Raw genomic sequence first — 19,477 nt, 5'->3', positions numbered from 1 at the left:
CTGAGTCCGGAGGCGCATTAACGTCTGCCGTTAATGCGCTGATTATCCCTGAGAACATCAATCGCAGTTTGCATGGCGATTTTGTCATCCCGCCTTTTTTGTTTGCCCTGCATGAACTGAAGGTATTCCAGCAAGGTGCGGGTATTAATCGGTCGGCCCTGTTTACCCACAGCCAGCACGGCTTCGCCAAGAATAATTTTCACTGGCGGTAGTTGTGCCGGATACCAGTCAAGGGTGTCTTCTGATTTCATTATAAATCTCTCACGGAAGGGTAGTGTATCATAAATCAGACGTTCAATTTTCAATATTTGATATCCTGATTCAGACACAACTTAACATAACTTATGCCAGTTATTTTTATATTAAAGCGTATAATAATTACTGTATCCCTCAGAGAATTATTTATGTCTTATACAAAAGGGCTCAGATATTTTAAAGAAAGACCGGTTCATGTTGCCTGCCCGGTATGCGCACACAAAGCTGATCAGAAAGCAGGTAAACTAAGAAAAGATGCAGTTCTTGAGTGCCCTGCCTGCGGACTGTTGTTCAGACCTTCAGAATGCTGGTGTATCGGCGGCTGATCAGCTTCTGCCACTTAACGTCAGTGATGTCGGAAAATGACAACGTTCCTCCTGTACTGCAGTTGTCGAGGGTATGATAATGAAATCTAAAAAATCTGTTTTTATTGAAGGACATATCCTGTCAAACAGCTGTCACGGGCAGGCCGGTCAACCTTTCTGTATTCACCGGGTCAGGTTTAGTAATGGTAAATATGCGATTATCCGGGTGACATCCGGGATATGTTTCAAACCTGGCGAAATTATTCAACGAAAAGATTGCGAGTGGTTTTATAAACTTACCAAAATTCGCCTTCTTTCTTTTGAGTACCTTGAGGATGATGAATCAAGGAGACAATTTACTGAATATCAATGATAAATCCATGAATTTAATAACAGCCGTTACACGTTTCGGCAGAAACTAATTATGTGTTGAGCTACAGAGTTACATCAATGTGGCCTTTAGAACTAATATGCACAGCTATATTAATACAGATATTAACTCATAGAAAACATGGAATTAATCTGGTTATTCCCTCTGTTGTTAGGCTATCTGGTTAGAGATTTAAGAAATCATTCATCCACATATCAGCCTCTTCAAACATATCCTCCAGCATGCGGTTCAGCTTTTCCCGATCGCTTTTGCTGGCGCCGCTATTCAAGCCGTTCGCCTGCATCGGCTTCACCCTCACTTCGGCATCAGGGAAAATCTGGTGCACCCGCTTCGTCAGTTCGGCCAGAATGATCTCTCTGGCCCCTTCGAGTCCTTCAACATTACGCTTGTCATAAACCAGTTCTACGAACATACGTGCTTCACTAGTTACTGTTTGGATATACAGTATTTTTGCTTTGGCGGTTTTGTCTGTCAAGGCATGAACCACTTGTTTTTAAATTTTGGGGAACATACTGCTGGCGTGTTTGTTATCGATTTGCCCTGTAGGGCTGATGGGGGCTGGCGTTGACTAAAATTATGTGTGGGGCATGGATGGGGCAAAAGTGGTCTGTGAAGTTCGTTAAAGTTCATTAACTCTGATTTTCATCGATCTCGCTCATCCCTTGTTTTATGCGCTCCTGGACGATTTTTATCGATTTTAAAAACTATGAGTACATATTATGAAAATGTAGCAAAAAGGGTGTTTGTGCCTGAAAAGATGAACATTCTGCGTAGCGCGATTTACGCAACAGGAATAGACTGAAGCCGAGACTCTATTAAAGATGCTAAAGGTTTTTTTATGACACAACAGCCACAAGCCAAATACCGTCACGACTATCGTGCGCCGGATTACCAGATTACTGATATTGACTTGACCTTTGACCTGGATGCTGAAAAAACCGTGGTCACCGCAGTGAGCCAGGCTGTCCGTCATGGCGCGTCCGATGCGCCCCTGCGCCTGAATGGCGAAGATCTGACCCTGGTGTCGATCCACGTTAACGACGAGCCGTGGACAGAGTATAAAGAAGAAGAGGGCGCTCTGGTCATCAGTCAGTTACCGGAACGTTTTACGCTGCGTATCGTGAACGAAATTAGCCCAGCGGCCAATACCGCGCTGGAAGGACTGTACAAGTCTGGCGAAGCGCTGTGCACCCAGTGTGAAGCGGAAGGGTTCCGCCATATTACCTGGTATCTCGACAGGCCTGATGTCCTGGCGCGTTTTACCACCAAAATTATCGCTGATAAAACGCAATATCCGTTCCTGCTCTCCAACGGTAACCGCGTGGCTCAGGGTGAACTGGAAAATGGTCGTCACTGGGTACAGTGGCAGGATCCGTTCCCGAAACCGTGCTATTTGTTTGCGCTGGTGGCCGGTGATTTTGACGTCCTGCGCGACACTTTTACTACCCGCTCAGGGCGTGAAGTGGCACTGGAGCTGTATGTCGATCGCGGAAACCTGGACCGCGCGCCGTGGGCCATGACCTCACTGAAAAACTCCATGAAATGGGATGAAGAGCGCTTTGGCCTCGAGTATGACCTCGACATCTATATGATTGTCGCCGTGGATTTCTTCAACATGGGCGCGATGGAGAATAAAGGTCTGAACATCTTTAACTCCAAATATGTGCTTGCACGTACCGATACCGCCACCGACAAAGACTACCTCGATATTGAGCGCGTCATCGGTCATGAATATTTCCACAACTGGACCGGCAACCGTGTGACCTGCCGTGACTGGTTCCAGTTGAGCCTGAAAGAAGGTTTAACCGTGTTCCGCGATCAAGAGTTCAGTTCCGATCTCGGCTCACGCGCGGTAAACCGCATCAGCAATGTGCGCACCATGCGTGGTCTGCAGTTTGCTGAAGACGCCAGCCCGATGGCGCATCCTATCCGTCCGGATATGGTCATTGAAATGAACAACTTCTATACCCTGACCGTGTACGAAAAGGGCGCTGAAGTGATTCGTATGATCCACACCCTGCTCGGTGAGACTAACTTCCAGAAAGGGATGCAGCTCTACTTTGAGCGTCACGACGGTAGCGCTGCAACTTGTGATGATTTCGTGCAGGCAATGGAAGATGCGTCTAACGTTGATCTCTCCCATTTCCGCCGCTGGTACAGCCAGTCCGGTACGCCGATTCTGACCGTGCGTGATGACTACAACCCGTCAACTGAGCAGTACACGTTGACGATCGGCCAGCGCACGCCGGCCACGCCGGATCAGGCCGAAAAACAGCCGCTACATATTCCATTCGCCCTCGAGTTGTATGACAACGAAGGGAAAGTGATCCCGCTACAAAAAGGTGGTCACCCGGTGAATTCCGTGCTCAACGTCACCCAGGCAGAGCAGACGTTTGTCTTTGATAACGTCTACTTCCAGCCGGTTCCGGCGCTGCTGTGCGAATTCTCCGCGCCGGTAAAACTGGAATATAAATGGAGCGATCAGCAACTGACTTTCCTGATGCGTCATGCGCGAAACGATTTCTCTCGTTGGGATGCCGCACAAAGCCTGCTGGCGACTTATATTAAGCTTAATGTTGCTCGTCATCAGCAGGGACAACCGCTCTCGCTGCCGGTACACGTGGCTGATGCATTCCGCGCAATTTTACTGGATGAAAGAATCGATCCGGCGCTGGCGGCAGAGATCCTGACGCTGCCTTCAGTAAATGAAATAGCTGAACTGTTTGACATCATCGATCCGGTGGCGATAACCGAAGTACGCGAAGCGTTAACCCGCACGCTGGCGGCCGAGCTGGCGGATGAATTCCTTGCCATCTATAACGCTAATCATCTTGATGAGTACCGCGTTGAGCATGCCGATATTGGCAAGCGTACGCTGCGCAATGCCTGCCTGCGTTTCCTGGCCTTTGGCGAAACCCATCTGGCTGACACACTGGTAAGCAAGCAGTACCGTGAAGCGAACAATATGACCGATGCGTTGGCGGCGCTATCCGCGGCAGTGGCGGCACAACTGCCATGTCGCGACGCGCTAATGCAGGAGTATGACGATAAGTGGCACCATGACGGTCTGGTGATGGACAAATGGTTTATCCTGCAATCCACCAGCCCGGCGGATAATGTACTGGAAACAGTACGCGGTCTGCTGAAGCATCGCTCTTTCAGTATGAGTAACCCGAACCGAATCCGTTCGCTGATTGGTGCCTTTGCAGGTAGCAACCCGGCGGCATTCCATGCGGAAGATGGTAGCGGCTATCAGTTCCTGGTCGACATGTTGACTGAGCTTAATAGTCGTAATCCGCAGGTGGCGTCACGTCTGATTGAGCCGCTGATTCGCTTAAAACGTTATGATGCAAAACGTCAGGCGAAAATGCGTGCGGCGCTGGAACAGCTGAAAGGTCTGGAGAATCTCTCCGGCGATCTGTTCGAGAAGATCACTAAAGCGCTAGCCTGAGACGTTGACCTGTAGTTTTGTAGGCCGGATAAGGCGGTAACGCCGTCATCCGGCAAAATGCCCGGTGGTGCTCATGCTTACCGGGCCTACAACGTCCTGAATGTTTATCCATGCAGTCGGATTGGCTGTTCTGCCTCACCACGCTGCATTACCCGATTCAATACCTCGGCTTCCAGTTCTGTCAGACGCACGGAACCAATCCGGCGGGGTCGCGCAATATCCACCGTTAAATCCAGCCCGATTTTTCCGTCCTCAATCAGCAACACGCGATCGGCCATTGCCACCGCTTCACTGACGTCATGGGTGACCAGCAGTACGGTAAAGCCGTGCTCTTGCCATAAAGAGACGATCAGCTCCTGCATTTCAAGGCGGGTTAAGGCATCCAGTGCGCCGAGGGGTTCATCCAGCAGCAGCAAACCGGGGCGGTGAATTAATGCCCGCGCCAGGGCCACGCGCTGTTTTTGTCCGCCAGAAAGCGCTGCGGGCCACTCCTGAGCACGATTCTCCAGTCCAACGGCGGCCAACGCATCCCGGGCCGCATTGTGCCAGAGACCTTTCAGGCCCAGACCGACGTTATCGATAACCGTCTTCCATGGCAGCAGACGCGCATCCTGAAACATCATACGCGTATCATCCTGAATTTCCGCCAGTGGGGTGGTTCCGGCAAGTAATGCGCCTGAGGTGGGCGATTCCAGCCCTGCCAGCAGACGCAGTAACGTACTTTTACCACCACCGCTGCGGCCAACCACGGCAACAAACTGTCCGGCCGGAATATGCAAATCTAATTGACTGAGCACTGTATTGGCGGCGTATTGTTTTGTCACGGCGCTCAGCAACAGCGGTGTACCCTGGTTCAGGCGAGCGGTATTCATACGGTAGCCTCCTTTACATGGTAAGCCGGGTGCCAGCGTAGCCAGACTCGCTCCAGCAATTGGGCGCTGACGTCGGCAAGTTTGCCAAGCAGGGCGTAGAGAATAATGGCCACCACGACCACATCGGTTTGCAGAAATTCGCGGGCGTTCATCGCCAGGTAACCAATACCGGCATTGGCAGAAATGGTTTCCGCCACAATCAGCGTCAGCCACATCAGCCCGAGAGCAAAACGCACGCCGACCATAATCGAGGGTAGGGCGCCGGGGAGGATCACATGAACAAACAGTGAAAAGCCGGATAATCCATAGCTGCGCGCCATTTCTACCAGCCCACGATCGATATTCCGGATCCCATGCCAGGTGTTGATGTAAATCGGGAACAGCGTGCCCAACGCAACGAGAAAGATCTTGGCGGATTCATCAATGCCGAACCACAGAATCACCAGCGGGATCAGCGCCAGATGCGGTACGTTACGCAGCATTTGCACCGAGGTATCCAGCAGGCGCTCTCCCCAACGCGAAAGACCGCTGATCAGTCCCAGTGTCAGGCCAATCGATCCACCGATGGAGAATCCGAATAACGCGCGCCAGGAACTGATGGCCAGATGCTGCCAAAGCTCGCCGCTGGCGGAAAGGGCCCAGAAAGCTTCGATAACACCCTCCGGAGAGGGCAGGATGCGAGTGGACAGCCAGCCCATTGAAGATGCGAGCTGCCAGAGCGCCACCAGACCTACCGGTAAAAACCAGGGCGCGAGGCGTAATAACCACCTGTTTCTCGGCGTTGCCATTAGCAGCTCCTTAGCTTTGCGCGACTTTGCGCGGGATAAAGTCATTTGCTACCGCTTCACCTTGTTGTTGCAGGCGTTGCGGTTGCGGAATTTCTGGTATAGCAACATCCAGATGCGGGAACAGCAGCTCGCCGACTTTGTATGCCTCTTCCAGATGTGGGTATCCGGACAACACAAAGCTGTCGATTCCCAGCGCGGCATACTCGTTGATACGCGCAGCGACAGTCGGACCATCTCCGACCAGCGCGGTACCTGCACCACCGCGTACCAGTCCAACACCTGCCCACAGGTTCGGGCTAATTTCCAGTTTGTCGCGTTTACCGTTGTGCAGTGCAGCCATTCGCTGCTGACCAACCGAATCCGTTCTTGAGAAGGCGGCCTGGGCTTTGGCAATGGTGTCGTCATCAAGGTGGGCTATCAGACGATCAGCTGCCTGCCACGCCTCGTGCGTTGTCTCCCGTACGATCACATGCAGACGAATACCAAAGCGGATCTTGCGTCCGAGCGCCGCTGCTTTGGCCCGCACCTGTTCAATCTTCGCTTTCACCTGTTCCGGCGGCTCGCCCCAGGTCAGATAGAGATCAACCTGCTCGGCAGCAAGGTCTTGTGCGACATCAGACGAGCCGCCGAAATAAAGCGGTGGCCGGGGTTGTTGTACGGGAGGGAAAAACAGCTTCGCGCCGCGGACGTGAATATGTTTGCCGTTGAAATCCACCGTTTCACCTTGCAGAAGGCGTCGCCAGACCTGAGTAAATTCCGCAGAGGCTTCATAGCGCTCGGTGTGATCGAGGAACACGCCGTCACCAGCCAGCTCCTGTGGATCGCTGCCGGTCACCAGGTTAAATAACGCCCGGCCATTTGAGAGTCTGTCGAGCGTCGCAGCCTGACGTGCGGCAATAGTTGGTGAGGTGACGCTTGGACGCAGCGCGACCAGAAACTTTAATCGCTGGGTGACCGGGATCATCGAGGCGGCGACCAGCCAGGCATCTTCGCAAGAGCGTCCGGTTGGGATCAGGACGCCGGTAAATCCAAGACGATCGGCTGTTTGCGCGATTTGTTGCAGATAACCGTGATCGACCGGGCGCGAACCTTCTTCCGTTCCAAGATAATGACCGTCACCATGGGTGGGTAAAAACCAGAACATGTTCAGACTCATAATTTTTCTCCTGCCTGCTGAGTGGGTTGCCAGATACGCTGACGAATATCGATTTTTTTCGGTACCAAACGGTTGTCATAAAACAGATCGGCGGTTTGTTGTTGTAGGGCAGCAACAGAGGCGTTGACTGGCACAATGGTGGTTGGTGGGCGGTGATCCAGATAAGACGCAATTACCGGCTCGGGCAGGCCCATGGTTTTAGCCAGCAGGGATATGCTTTGCTGGCGCTGGCTGAGCGTTAACGCATCGGCCTGGCTAAAGGTATCCAGCACGCCAAGAACAAATGTGCCATTTTTCTCGGCATAAGGACGTGCAGCGAGATAAAACGAACCGGTCTGTTTGAGGTCTGAGCCGTCTTTCAGCACGCGCACATCACCTTGCAGTAACGCGGCGGAGTAGTAGGGGTCCCAGATAGCCCACGCATCAACGTTTCCTTGCTGAAAGGCCGCTCGTGCATCGGCGGGAGTCAGATAGGTCGGTTGAATATCGGTAAATTTCAGTCCGGCCTGTTGCAGCGCCCGGAGCAGTAAATTGTGGGCGCTGGAACCTTTCTGGAAGGCGACTTTATGTCCTTTAAGCTGCGCGACGCTCTGGATCGGGCTATTTTTCGGCACCAGAATCACTTCGGCTTTCGGTTTGGGCGGCTCGACGCCCACGTAAACCAGATCGGCTCCGGCGGCCTGGGCAAAAATTGGTGGAATATCACCGGTGCTGCCGAGGTCGATACTGCCGATATTGAGTGCTTCCAGCATTTGCGGTCCAGCCGGGAATTCGACCCACGAGATTTTAGTCTGCGGATAGCGTTTCTCCAGTAGCTGATGGCTTTTGGCCAGTACCATACTGACGCTTCCTTTCTGGTAACCAATGCGCAGAGCATCGGGGGCCGACTCTGCGGCATGCCCCAGAGTTGACAGCGACAACAACCCGGTCAGTGCCAGCCATGACGTGTGACGCTTGAGAAGATCAAGCATGGGCGGTACCTCGCAGGGTGTTCAGTTGGGGAAGTTGGACATCACGACGATGCAACGCCAGCCAGAAGGTATCGAGCGCACTGTCCAGACGCTGCTGAAGGTTGGGCGTAAACTGAGGTTTATGTTGATAATCAATTACCTGTGAATCATCGGCAAACACACCGTGCAGGATCTCCTGGGCCTTTAATGCGCTCAGTACCGGTTTCAGCGCGTAATCGACGGCAAGTAAATGCGCCACACTGCCGCCGGTCGCCAGCGGCAAAACTACTTTCCCTTCCAGCGCCCGCTCGGGGAGCAGATCGAGCAGGGTTTTCAGGGCGCCAGAGTAAGCGGCTTTATAGACTGGTGTTGCGACAATCAGCCCGTCTGCATCCTGCAATTGTTCGATAAATGTGTTCAGCGCCGGACTGTCGAAACGGGCATAGATCAGGTCTTCTGGGGCAAAGTTGTGCAGATTCCAGTGAAAAACTTCCACATCCTGTCCGTTCAGTTTTTCTCGGGCATATTCCAGTAACGCGCTGGAGCGAGAAGGAAAGCGAGGGCTCCCCGCCAGAGTGATGACACGCATAATTTCATTCTCCCCTTATAACCAATTGTTTGCTTTTAATTAACATTGATAACAATTTGTGCAGTCTGGCAGAGAGGCTTTGTTTATCGAAATGATTTATACGGGATAGAAAAGTTGGAAATTGAATAAAAAGGCAGAGGCGAGGAAAACGATTGCTATTTATTGCCGCAGGTCAATTCCCTTTTTGCTCGCGATCGCACATAATACGCCCCCGGTTTGCACACCGGGAATCCAGGAGAGTTCATGTACTACCCCTTCGTTCGTAAAGCCCTTTTTCAGCTCGATCCAGAGCGCGCTCATGAATTGACATTCCAGCAATTACGTCGTATTACCGGCACGCCGCTTGAAGCGCTTGTGCGCCAGAAAGTACCGGCAAAACCGGTCACCTGTATGGGGTTGACGTTCAAAAATCCGCTCGGGCTTGCTGCCGGACTGGATAAAGACGGGGAGTGCATTGATGCGCTCGGCGCTATGGGATTTGGTTCCATTGAGATTGGTACCGTGACGCCGCGTCCTCAGCCGGGTAACGATAAACCGCGTCTGTTCCGTCTGGTCGATGCAGAAGGTTTGATCAACCGTATGGGGTTTAATAACCACGGGGTTGATAACCTGGTTGAGAATGTTAAAAAATCGCATTTCGACGGTATTCTGGGGATTAATATTGGTAAGAATAAAGATACCCCAGTAGAGAACGGCAAAGATGACTATCTGATTTGTATGGAAAAAGTCTATGCTTATGCTGGTTATATCGCGATTAATATCTCTTCACCGAATACGCCGGGATTACGTACGCTGCAATACGGCGATGCGCTGGACGATCTCCTGACGGCAATTAAAAATAAGCAAAATGATCTGCAAGCGATCCACCATAAATATGTTCCGGTGGCGGTAAAGATCGCACCGGATCTTTCTGTGGAAGAACTGATCCAGGTCGCCGATAGTTTAGTTCGTCATAATATTGATGGTGTAATTGCGACTAACACCACCCTCGATCGTTCTCTCGTTCAGGGAATGAAAAATTGCGATCAAATGGGGGGCCTGAGCGGTCGACCGTTGCAATTAAAAAGTACAGAAATTATTCGCCAGTTGTCTCAGGAATTAAAAGGTCAGCTGCCGATTATTGGCGTTGGTGGTATCGACTCGGTGATTGCTGCACGTGAGAAAATAGCTGCTGGAGCAACCCTCGTACAGATTTATTCGGGCTTTATTTTTAAAGGTCCGCCGTTGATTAAAGAAATCGTCAGCAATATCTGAATGCTATCTTAATCACAATCCAGGGCTTTATTTCTGGCCCTGGTTGTTTTATATTCTTTTACTGTTGCTTATTTAAACATTCTGAGCTTTTATTATTAGGGCAATAAACGAAGCGGCAAAAGGATACTGTCGTAACGGTGATGATTAAGGAAAGGAGAGAAACTGATGCGAATTAAACCCGACGATAACTGGCGCTGGTATTATGATGAAGAGCACGATCGTATGATGCTCGATTTAGCCAATGGCATGTTATTCCGTTCGCGTTTTGCTCGTAAAATGCTCACTCCTGATGCTTTTTCTCCGTCGGGTTTTTGTGTTGATGACGCCGCGCTTTATTTTTCCTTTGAAGAAAAATGTCGCTATCTGGATTTAGCCAAAGAGCAAAAAGCGGAACTGGTGCTTAATGCGCTGGTGGCGATTCGTTATCTCAAACCACAAATGCCAAAAAGCTGGCACTTTGTCGCACACGGTATTAACTGGTCGCCGGTCGTGGGTGACGCAGCCTGTGTTGATTTAAGCGATACCGATGAACAGGTAAATCTGTTGGTGGTTGAGCCGGGTGAAAACGCCGCGCTTTGTCTGCTTGCACAACCTGGTGTGGTTATCGCCGGGCGTACGATGCAACTTGGCGACGCGATTAAAATAATGAATGACAGACTGAAACCGCAGGTTATTGCCGACAGTTTCAGCCTTGAGCAGGCGGTTTAACTCTCCAGCCTGATAGTTGTTTTAGGAACACAGCTGCAGCACAGAATTGTCCCGTCATCGCCAATCGCTGATTTTTTCAGCGGGCTAACCTCGCCTTCTACCAGTCGAATTCGACAGCATCCGCAAATGCCTGCCCGGCATGAATAGGGAACCCGGATACCCTGGTTTTCCAGCTGCTCAAGCAATACCTGCTGATTATTTCCGCGAAAGGTCTGTCCCTGCCAGTCAATAAGCACCGTGGCATCAGGTTGTTGTTCGGGTGCAGTATCGTCTGATTCAGTCGCGCCGTACGCTCTGGCGGGGCCGGTTGCCAAAATTTCTACCTCATCGCCGACGCGAATAACGCCACTGTTACGCGCGATAAGATTCTGACCGAAATCGACATCGCCGTTATCTACCGCAGTACGGAAGGTTTGCAGTGTGGCGAGTGGTTCGCCGGTTGGATGTTTCTGGCCTTTTTCCGGGCTAACGGTCGTGAAAATACACCGGCTACAGGGTTTTGCTACATCAAAAATGACGTCGCCAATACGAATCACTTTCCAGGTATCTTCTTCCCAGGCGCCAGCTCCCGAGACCACCAGATTGGGGCGAAACTGTTCCATTTTGACACTTGCAGGACAGCGCTGTTGCACATCACGCAGAGATGCTTCGTTGGCCAGCAGGTAGGGATATCCATCGGCGAAGGACAAAGGTACATCGGCGTGGCGCTTCACCCGGCGCGTTAGCTGCGGGCCGACCCAGCGTAACTGCACGTCACGGGAGAAAAAGCCGCTAAGCCACTGGTTAATAGCCACTGGCGCAATGCGCGCGGTAAAATGGTTTCCCCACACTTCCGTCGGCGCATCCTGGGAAGCGAAGTCGGCAAATCGCACGAGGGCGCTGCTGCCGTCTGGCGCTGTAAGATGCAGTCCATCGTGGAATGGGGAAGGGGTAAAGCGAACCATTTGTGGGAACTGGCGGGCGGTTATAAACGTTCCGTCAGGTTCAGTGATCATAAATATGCGATCAAAGGCGAGACCGCTAACGTCTGCCAGGGCGTGCGTGAGTCCAATTCCACGCATTGATTTAACCGGATGAATAAAAAGTCGGGTTAACGTGACCACTGTACAGCCCCTCGAATGAAAATAAGCCTTCAACTTTATGACATACAGCCCATATTAGCTATAATGCGCAGCAATTTTCTCGGAGTAAAAGTGACATTATGAATTCTCTGTTTGCCAGTACGGCCCGCGGGCTGGAAGAGCTGTTAAAAACTGAACTGGAAAACCTCGGCGCGCTGGAGTGTCAGGTCGTTCAGGGTGGGGTCCATTTTAAGGGCGACACGCGGCTTGTTTACCAGAGCCTGATGTGGAGCCGCCTGGCCTCGCGCATTATCCTGCCGATGGGAGAGTGCAAGGTCTACAGCGATCTTGATCTGTACCTCGGCGTTCAGGCTATCGACTGGACAGAGATATTTAATCCCGGTGCTACCTTTGCCGTCCACTTTAGCGGCCTGAACGAGACTATTCGTAACAGCCAGTATGGCGCACTGAAGGTCAAGGATGCGATTGTTGATGCCTTTACCCGCAAAAATCTGCCGCGTCCGAATGTGGATCGTGAATCCCCGGATCTGCGCATTAACGTCTGGTTAAACAAAGATACCGCCAGCATCGCGCTCGATCTGAGCGGTGACGGTTTACATCAGCGTGGCTATCGCGATCGCGCGGGTCAGGCGCCGATTAAAGAGACGCTGGCCGCCGCTATTGTTATGCGTTCTGGCTGGCAGCCGGGAACCCCGTTACTCGATCCGATGTGCGGCTCCGGCACGCTGCTGATTGAAGCGGCGATGTGGGCAACCGATCGCGCGCCGGGCCTGCACCGTGGGTACTGGGGCTTCAGCGGTTGGGCGCAGCACGACGAAGCCGTCTGGCAAGAAGTTAAAGCCGAGGCGCAGGTGCGTGCGCGTAAGGGACTGGCTGACTATACCTCGCATTTCTACGGCTCTGACAGCGATGCGCGCGTGATTGAAAAAGCGCGTAGTAACGCTCGCCGCGCCGGTATCGCCGATCTGATGACGTTTGACGTTAAAGATGTCGCCAAACTGAGCAATCCGCTGCCGAAAGGACCGTATGGGACGGTTATCAGTAACCCGCCTTACGGCGAGCGTCTGGATAGCGAACCTGCTCTGATTGCCCTGCACAGCCTGCTGGGCCGTACGATGAAAAACCAGTTTGGCGGCTGGAATTTGTCGCTGTTCAGCGCCTCTCCGGATCTGCTCAGCAGCCTGCAATTACGTGCCGACAAGCAGTTCAAAGCGAAAAACGGCCCGCTGGATTGCGTGCAGAAGAATTATCACGTTGCAGAGACCACCGCGGACAGCAAGCCAGCCACGGTAGCGGAAGATTATGCCAACCGCCTGCGCAAGAATATTAAGAAGCTGGAAAAATGGGCGCGTCAGGAAGGCATTGAATGCTATCGCCTGTATGACGCTGACCTGCCGGAATACAACGTTGCAGTAGATCGTTACGGTGACTGGGTCGTGGTTCAGGAATATGCCCCGCCGAAGACGGTCGATGCGCAAAAAGCACGTCAACGTCTGTTCGACATCATTTCCGCCACGCTGTCAGTATTGGAAATCGCACCAAACAAATTGGTGCTGAAAACCCGTGAGCGTCAGAAAGGCAAGAATCAGTATCAGAAGATGAATGAGAAGGGTGAATTCATTGAGGTAAGCGAGTACAACGCGCGCCTGTGGGTGAACCTGACCGACTATCTTGATACGGGCTTATTCCTCGATCACCGTATTGCGCGCCGCATGCTGGGACAGATGAGTAAAGGTAAGGACTTCCTCAACCTGTTCTCCTACACCGGCAGCGCCAGCGTACATGCAGGATTGGGCGGTGCGCGTAGCACCACGACGGTCGATATGTCGCGTACCTATCTGGAATGGGCGGAACGCAACCTGCGTCTGAACGGCCTGAGCGGTCGCGCTCACCGTTTAATTCAGGCAGATTGCCTGGGCTGGCTGCGCGATGCCAATGAACAGTTTGATCTGATTTTCATCGATCCGCCGACGTTCTCTAACTCAAAACGTATGGAAGACTCGTTTGATGTGCAGCGCGATCATCTGGCGCTGATGAAAGATCTGAAACGTCTGCTGCGTAAAGACGGCACGATCATGTTCTCCAACAACAAACGTGGGTTCCGTATGGATCTCGACGGTTTGGCTGAACTGGGATTGAAAGCACAAGAAATTACCCAAAAAACGCTTTCCCAGGACTTTGCCCGTAACCGTCAGATCCACAATTGCTGGCTGATTACCGCAGCCTGAAAGGATAAATAAATGTCATTAATCAGTATGCATGGTGCATGGCTGTCGTTCAGCGATGCGCCACTTCTTGATAATGCAGAACTGCATATCGAAGATAACGAACGCGTCTGTCTGGTTGGCCGTAACGGCGCAGGTAAGTCGACGCTGATGAAGATCCTGAACCGTGAGCAGGGTCTTGACGACGGACGTATTATTTATGAGCAGGATCTGGTTGTGGCGCGTCTGCAACAGGATCCTCCGCGTAATGTTGAGGGCAGCGTGTATGATTTCGTTGCCGAGGGTATCGAAGAACAGGCCGAATATCTGAAGCGTTATCACGATATTTCGCGTCTGGTGATGACTGATCCGAGCGACAGAAATCTGAATGAGATGGCGCGGGTTCAGGAAATGCTCGATCACCACAATCTGTGGCAGCTCGAAAGCCGTATTAATGAAGTGCTGGAGCAGTTGGGGCTGGATCCAAACGCCGCACTTTCTTCGCTTTCTGGCGGTTGGCTGCGTAAAGCGGCGCTGGGTCGCGCGTTAGTGAGCAATCCGCGTGTACTGCTGCTGGATGAACCAACGAACCACCTGGATATTGAAACAATCGACTGGCTGGAAGGGTTTCTGAAATCCTTCAATGGGACAATCATCTTCATTTCCCATGACCGTTCATTTATACGCAATATGGCGACGCGTATTGTCGACCTCGATCGTGGCAAGCTGGTGACTTATCCGGGTAACTACGATCAGTATCTGCTGGAGAAAGAAGAAGCGCTGCGCGTAGAAGAGCTACAAAACGCAGAGTTTGATCGCAAGCTGGCGCAGGAAGAGGTCTGGATCCGTCAGGGTATCAAAGCGCGTCGTACCCGTAACGAAGGCCGCGTGCGCGCGCTGAAAGCCATGCGTCGCGAGCGTGGCGAACGTCGCGAAGTGATGGGCACGGCGAAGATGCAGGTCGAAGAGGCGAGCCGTTCAGGCAAGATTGTTTTCGAAATGGAGAATGTGGATTACCAGGTTGATGGAAAGCAACTGGTAAAAGATTTCTCCGCACAGGTACAGCGTAGCGACAAAATTGCGCTAATCGGACCGAACGGCTGCGGCAAAACAACGCTGCTGAAGCTAATGTTAGGCCAGCTTCAGGCTGACAGTGGACGCATTCACGTCGGCACCAAGCTGGAAGTGGCCTATTTCGATCAGCACCGCGCCGAACTGGATCCAGATAAAACCGTGATGGACAACCTGGCTGAAGGTAAGCAAGAGGTGATGGTTAACGGTAAACCTCGCCATGTGCTGGGTTACCTGCAGGACTTCCTGTTCCATCCGAAACGTGCGATGACACCAGTGCGTGCGCTCTCTGGTGGGGAACGAAATCGCCTGCTGTTGGCGCGTCTTTTTCTGAAACCCAGCAATCTTTTGATTCTCGATGAACCAACAAACGATCTTGACGTCGAAACGCTGGAACTGCTTGAAGAACTAATTGATAGCTATCAGGGGACTGTACTGCTGGTAAGCCACGACCGTCAGTTTGTGGATAATACTGTAACTGAATGCTGGATCTTCGAAGGCGGCGGTAAAATTGGTCGTTATGTCGGCGGTTATCATGACGCGCGCAGCCAGCAATCTCAGTATGTGGCGTTTAAACAACCGATCGCGAAAAAAACAGAGGAAGCCGTTGCTCCTAAAGCAGAAATTGTCAAACGTGGCACGAGCAAACTAAGCTATAAACTGCAACGCGAACTGGAGCTGCTCCCCGCTCAGCTTGAAGAACTGGAAGCTAAACTGGAAAGGCTACAAGCTCAGGTTGCTGACGCCGCTTTTTTCAGCCAGCCACATGAGCAAACACAACAGGTATTAGCTAATCTGAACGAAGCGGAACAAGAACTTGAGCAAGCCTTTGAGCGCTGGGAGTATCTTGAGTCTTTGAAGAACGGCGCATAATTTAAAGGAGCACATATGTGCGAACATCACCATGCCGCGAAGCATATTTTGTGCTCGCAGTGTGACATGCTGGTGGCGTTACCTCGCCTTGAGCATGGTCAGAAAGCGGCATGTCCACGATGTGGCACTACGTTAACGGTTGAATGGGACGCGCCGCGGCAGCGTCCTACAGCCTATGTGTTAGCAGCATTGTTCATGCTGCTTTTATCAAACCTCTTTCCCTTTGTGAATATGAACGTCGCAGGGGTGAGTAGTGAAGTCACGTTGCTGGAGATCCCCAGCGTTCTCTTTTCTGAAGACTACGCCAGTCTCGGCACCTTCTTTTTATTATTCGTGCAGTTGGTTCCTGCGTTTTGCCTGCTGACTATCCTGCTGCTGGTGAATCGGGTGCAGATGCCCGCCAGACTTAAGGCGGGTCTTGCACGCGTCCTGTTCCAGTTAAAAAGCTGGGGGATGGCGGAAATCTTCCTCGCCGGCGTGCTGGTCAGCTTCGTTAAGCTGATGGCTTACGGTGATATCGGCGTGGGCAGCAGCTTTATTCCGTGGTGCTTCTTTTGTGTTTTGCAACTGCGTGCATTCCAGTGCGTTGACCGTCGCTGGCTGTGGGATGATATTGCGCCAATGCCTGTCATAAAGCAGGCCTTAAAGCCTGGCGTGCCGGGTATTCGACAGGGACTGCGTTCCTGCTCTTGCTGCACTGCGATACTTCCCGCTGATGAGCGGGTGTGCCCACGCTGTCAGACGAAAGGCTATGTGCGGCGTAAAAACAGTCTGCAATGGACGTTGGCATTACTGTTTACGTCAATCATGCTTTATCTTCCTGCCAATATTTTGCCGATTATGATTACCGATTTGCTCGGGTCAAAGCTGCCATCAACGATACTAGAGGGGGTGGTTTTAATCTGGAGCGAAGGCTCTTATCCGGTGGCTGCGGTTATCTTTATCGCCAGTATTATGGTGCCGACGTTGAAAATGATCGCCATTGCCTGGCTATGCTGGGACGCCAAAGGGCACGGCAAACGCGACAGTGAACGTATGCACCTGATTTATGAAGTTGTGGAATTTGTCGGTCGCTGGTCAATGATCGACGTCTTTGTGATTGCGGTACTCTCTGCGCTGGTGCGTATGGGAGGGTTAATGAACATTTATCCTGCAATGGGTGCTTTGATGTTTGCTTTAGTCGTCATTATGACAATGTTTTCTGCGATGACATTTGATCCGCGTCTGTCGTGGGACCGTGAACCAGAACCAGGCCATGAGGAGTCCTGACAGCATGGAATCTAAAAGTGGGGAAGCCAAAGTGCAAAAGGTAAAAAACTGGTCGCCCGTGTGGATATTCCCTATCGTCACTGCACTCATTGGCGCGTGGGTTCTGTTTTATCACTACAGTCATCAGGGGCCACAGGTCACGCTTATCACCACCAATGCCGAAGGTATTGAAGGGGGTAAAACGACGATTAAGAGCCGCAGCGTGGATGTTGGTATCGTCGAGAGCGCAACCCTGACTGATGATTTGACCCATGTGGAGATTAAAGCGCGTCTTAACTCCGGAATGGAAAAGCTGCTGCATAAAGATTCTGTCTTTTGGGTGGTGAAGCCCCAGGTAGGACGTGAAGGTATCAGTGGGCTCGGTACGCTATTGTCCGGGGCTTATATTGAACTTCAGCCTGGCAATAAAGGCAGTAAGCTGGAAAATTACCAACTGCTGGATTCACCGCCGCTGGCCCCGCCAGATGCAAAAGGGATCCGTGTGATTCTGGACAGCAAAAAAGCCGGTCAGTTGAGCCCAGGCGATCCGGTCCTTTTCCGCGGTTATCGTGTGGGCTCGGTTGAAACCAGCACATTTGATGCGCAAAAGCGTACGATCAGCTATCAGCTTTTCATCAATGCGCCTAACGATCGTCTGGTGACCAGTAATGTGCGTTTCTGGAAAGACAGCGGAATCGCCGTAGATCTCACCTCAGCAGGTATGCGCGTAGAAATGGGATCGCTCTCCACGCTGTTTGGCGGTGGTGTAAGTTTTGATGTGCCAGAAGGTTTAGAGCAGGGCGAGCCGGTCGCACAACAGTCAGCGTTTAATCTTTATGACGATCAAAAAAGTATTCAAGATTCACTGTATACCGATCATATTGATTACCTGATGTTCTTTAAAGACTCGATTCGTGGCCTACAGCCTGGTGCACCGCTGGAATTCCGTGGCATCCGCTTGGGTACGGTGAGTAAAGTACCTTTCTTCTCACCGAATATGCGTCAGGTATTTAACAATGATTACCGCATTCCGGTGCTGGTGCGTATTGAACCTGAACGTCTGAAGGCGCAACTGGGAGAAGATACCGATGTTGGCGCTCATCTGGAGCAACTGCTTAAACGTGGATTACGGGGATCGCTGAAAACCGGGAACCTGGTGACCGGCGCGCTGTATGTCGATCTCGACTTCTACCCGAAAGAACCGCCAATTACCGGGGTGCGTGAATTTAACGGTTATCAGATAATCCCGACCGTGAGCGGTGGTCTGGCGCAGATTCAACAGCGTCTGATGGAAGCGTTAGATAAGATCAATAATCTGCCGTTGAACCCGATGATCGAGCAGGCAACCAATACGCTGTCGGAAAGCCAACGCACGATGAAACATCTGCAAACCACGCTGGATAACATGAACAAGATCACGTCCAGCCAGTCGATGCAGGATCTGCCAGCGGATATGCAGAACACGCTGCGTGAACTGAATCGTAGTATGCAGGGCTTCCAGCCGGGTTCCGCGGCCTACAACAAGATGGTGGCGGATATGCAGCGTCTTGATCAGGTGCTGCGTGAACTGCAACCGGTACTGAAAACGCTGAACGATAAGAGTAATGCGCTGGTATTTGAAGCGAAGGACAAAAAAGATCCAGAGCCGAAGAGGGCGAAACAATGAAAAAGTGGCTAGTGGTGATGATGGCGGTCTGGCTGACGTCATGCAGCTCCAGCGGAGAAAATAAAAGCTATTACCAGCTTCCTATCGCGCAAGGGGGCGTACAAAGCTCCGCCAACCAGGGAAACCGTCTGTTGTGGGTTGAGCAGGTTGCAGTACCTGATTATCTGGCTGGTAATGGGGTGGTTTACCAGACCAGCGATGTGCAATATGCAATAGCCAATAATAATCTCTGGGCCAGCCCATTAGATCAGCAATTGCGCAATACACTGGTTGCGAACCTCAGTATGCAGTTGCCTGGCTGGGTTGTCGCTTCACAGCCGCTGGGAAGCACTCAGGACACGCTGAACGTTACCGTGACCGGCTTTCACGGTCGGTACGATGGTAAGGTTATCGTTAGCGGTGAATGGTTGCTGAATCATCAGGGACAACTGATCAAACGTCCATTCCACATCGAAGCTGTACAGACTAAAGATGGCTACGATGAGATGGTGAAGGTTCTTGCCAACGCCTGGAGTCAGGAGGCGACCGCCATTGCTCAAGAGCTGAAACGCATCCCATAAGCTTAAATAATTGTAAATTATGCCGCCCCTGGTTCATTGCCCGGGGCGGTTTTT

At 51.8% G+C, this 19,477-nt stretch carries 18 protein-coding genes; 10 read left to right on the top strand and 8 right to left on the bottom strand.

Translation table 11 applies throughout. The features are described 5' to 3' along the window. Positions 1 to 17: 17 nt before the first annotated feature. Positions 18 to 251 carry a hypothetical protein gene (locus BZK41_RS09900; protein ID WP_079938079.1) on the bottom strand — a complete coding sequence of 78 codons (234 nt, stop codon included), beginning with the start codon at positions 249 to 251 and terminating at the stop codon, positions 18 to 20. A gap of 93 nt (positions 252 to 344) precedes the next feature. Here BZK41_RS09900 and BZK41_RS27750 point away from each other — a divergent pair, with 93 nt between their 5' ends. Both BZK41_RS27750 and BZK41_RS27245 read left to right on the top strand, forming a co-directional pair. Continuing rightward, positions 345 to 581 (top strand): YnfU family zinc-binding protein, encoded by a 237-nt coding sequence (locus BZK41_RS27750; RefSeq protein ID WP_352477246.1) that lies wholly within the window; start codon positions 345 to 347, stop codon positions 579 to 581. 79 nt (positions 582 to 660) lie between these two features. Continuing rightward, positions 661 to 933, top strand: coding sequence for a hypothetical protein (locus tag BZK41_RS27245; RefSeq protein ID WP_172313143.1), 273 nt, complete (start codon positions 661 to 663; stop codon positions 931 to 933). 181 nt (positions 934 to 1,114) lie between these two features. On the opposite strand, the gene BZK41_RS09890 is transcribed toward BZK41_RS27245, so the two are convergent. After that, positions 1,115 to 1,363 carry a DinI family protein gene (locus BZK41_RS09890; RefSeq protein WP_079938045.1) on the bottom strand — a complete coding sequence of 83 codons (249 nt, stop codon included), beginning with the start codon at positions 1,361 to 1,363 and terminating at the stop codon, positions 1,115 to 1,117. Positions 1,364 to 1,789: 426 nt separating this feature from the next. Here BZK41_RS09890 and pepN point away from each other — a divergent pair, with 426 nt between their 5' ends. Beyond that, positions 1,790 to 4,402, top strand: coding sequence for an aminopeptidase N (gene pepN, locus BZK41_RS09885; RefSeq protein ID WP_079938044.1), 2,613 nt, complete (start codon positions 1,790 to 1,792; stop codon positions 4,400 to 4,402). Positions 4,403 to 4,506: 104 nt separating this feature from the next. Here pepN and ssuB read toward each other — a convergent pair whose 3' ends face one another. Genes ssuB through ssuE form a run of 5 tightly spaced genes read right to left on the bottom strand, consistent with a single transcriptional unit; the run spans position 4,507 to position 8,757 of the window. Further along, the gene (gene ssuB / locus BZK41_RS09880; RefSeq protein WP_079938043.1) at positions 4,507 to 5,274 is read right to left on the bottom strand and encodes an aliphatic sulfonates ABC transporter ATP-binding protein; all 768 of its coding nucleotides are present in this window, start codon (positions 5,272 to 5,274) and stop codon (positions 4,507 to 4,509) included. Beyond that, positions 5,271 to 6,062, bottom strand: a complete 792-nt coding sequence (gene ssuC, locus BZK41_RS09875; RefSeq protein WP_079938042.1) for an aliphatic sulfonate ABC transporter permease SsuC — start codon at positions 6,060 to 6,062, stop codon at positions 5,271 to 5,273. The genes ssuB and ssuC overlap by 4 nt, the downstream gene beginning before the upstream one ends. A gap of 10 nt (positions 6,063 to 6,072) precedes the next feature. Beyond that, complete coding sequence (gene ssuD, locus BZK41_RS09870) at positions 6,073 to 7,218, bottom strand: FMNH2-dependent alkanesulfonate monooxygenase (protein WP_079938041.1); 1,146 nt, start codon at positions 7,216 to 7,218, stop codon at positions 6,073 to 6,075. Continuing rightward, the gene (locus BZK41_RS09865; RefSeq protein ID WP_079938040.1) at positions 7,215 to 8,189 is read right to left on the bottom strand and encodes a sulfonate ABC transporter substrate-binding protein; all 975 of its coding nucleotides are present in this window, start codon (positions 8,187 to 8,189) and stop codon (positions 7,215 to 7,217) included. The genes ssuD and BZK41_RS09865 overlap by 4 nt, the downstream gene beginning before the upstream one ends. After that, a complete protein-coding gene (ssuE, locus tag BZK41_RS09860; RefSeq protein WP_079938039.1) occupies positions 8,182 to 8,757 on the bottom strand; it encodes an NADPH-dependent FMN reductase in 576 nt (191 codons plus the stop codon). The genes BZK41_RS09865 and ssuE overlap by 8 nt, the downstream gene beginning before the upstream one ends. A gap of 243 nt (positions 8,758 to 9,000) precedes the next feature. On the opposite strand from ssuE, the gene pyrD reads away from it, so the two are divergent. Further along, positions 9,001 to 10,011 carry a quinone-dependent dihydroorotate dehydrogenase gene (gene pyrD, locus BZK41_RS09850; protein WP_079938038.1) on the top strand — a complete coding sequence of 337 codons (1,011 nt, stop codon included), beginning with the start codon at positions 9,001 to 9,003 and terminating at the stop codon, positions 10,009 to 10,011. Between the two features lie 165 nt (positions 10,012 to 10,176). Continuing rightward, on the top strand, positions 10,177 to 10,719 hold the full coding sequence (gene zapC, locus BZK41_RS09845) for a cell division protein ZapC (RefSeq protein WP_016152473.1): 543 nt from the start codon (positions 10,177 to 10,179) through the stop codon (positions 10,717 to 10,719). On the opposite strand, the gene BZK41_RS09840 is transcribed toward zapC, so the two are convergent. Beyond that, positions 10,716 to 11,822, bottom strand: coding sequence for a YcbX family protein (locus BZK41_RS09840; protein WP_079938037.1), 1,107 nt, complete (start codon positions 11,820 to 11,822; stop codon positions 10,716 to 10,718). The genes zapC and BZK41_RS09840 overlap by 4 nt on opposite strands. Before the next feature lie 98 nt (positions 11,823 to 11,920). Between BZK41_RS09840 and rlmKL the strand changes: the two genes are divergently transcribed. From rlmKL to pqiC, 5 genes are read left to right on the top strand one after another with little or no spacing between them, the layout of a single operon-like run. Then, positions 11,921 to 14,029, top strand: a complete 2,109-nt coding sequence (gene rlmKL / locus BZK41_RS09835; RefSeq protein ID WP_079938036.1) for a bifunctional 23S rRNA (guanine(2069)-N(7))-methyltransferase RlmK/23S rRNA (guanine(2445)-N(2))-methyltransferase RlmL — start codon at positions 11,921 to 11,923, stop codon at positions 14,027 to 14,029. A gap of 12 nt (positions 14,030 to 14,041) precedes the next feature. Next, entirely contained in the window at positions 14,042 to 15,949 is a 1,908-nt protein-coding gene (locus BZK41_RS09830) for an ABC transporter ATP-binding protein (RefSeq protein ID WP_079938035.1), read from the top strand. 15 nt (positions 15,950 to 15,964) lie between these two features. Next, the gene (pqiA, locus tag BZK41_RS09825) at positions 15,965 to 17,218 is read left to right on the top strand and encodes a membrane integrity-associated transporter subunit PqiA (RefSeq protein WP_079938034.1); all 1,254 of its coding nucleotides are present in this window, start codon (positions 15,965 to 15,967) and stop codon (positions 17,216 to 17,218) included. A gap of 4 nt (positions 17,219 to 17,222) precedes the next feature. Then, entirely contained in the window at positions 17,223 to 18,863 is a 1,641-nt protein-coding gene (gene pqiB / locus BZK41_RS09820; RefSeq protein WP_003831983.1) for an intermembrane transport protein PqiB, read from the top strand. After that, entirely contained in the window at positions 18,860 to 19,423 is a 564-nt protein-coding gene (gene pqiC / locus BZK41_RS09815) for a membrane integrity-associated transporter subunit PqiC (RefSeq protein WP_079938033.1), read from the top strand. The genes pqiB and pqiC overlap by 4 nt, the downstream gene beginning before the upstream one ends. Positions 19,424 to 19,477: the final 54 nt, after the last annotated feature.

Source organism: Citrobacter sp. A316 (assembly GCF_002042945.1).
Taxonomy (GTDB): Bacteria; Pseudomonadota; Gammaproteobacteria; order Enterobacterales; family Enterobacteriaceae; genus Citrobacter; species Citrobacter portucalensis.
The sequence above is the reverse complement of the archived record's forward strand: the minus strand, read 5'-3'. Positions and strand labels throughout refer to the sequence as shown.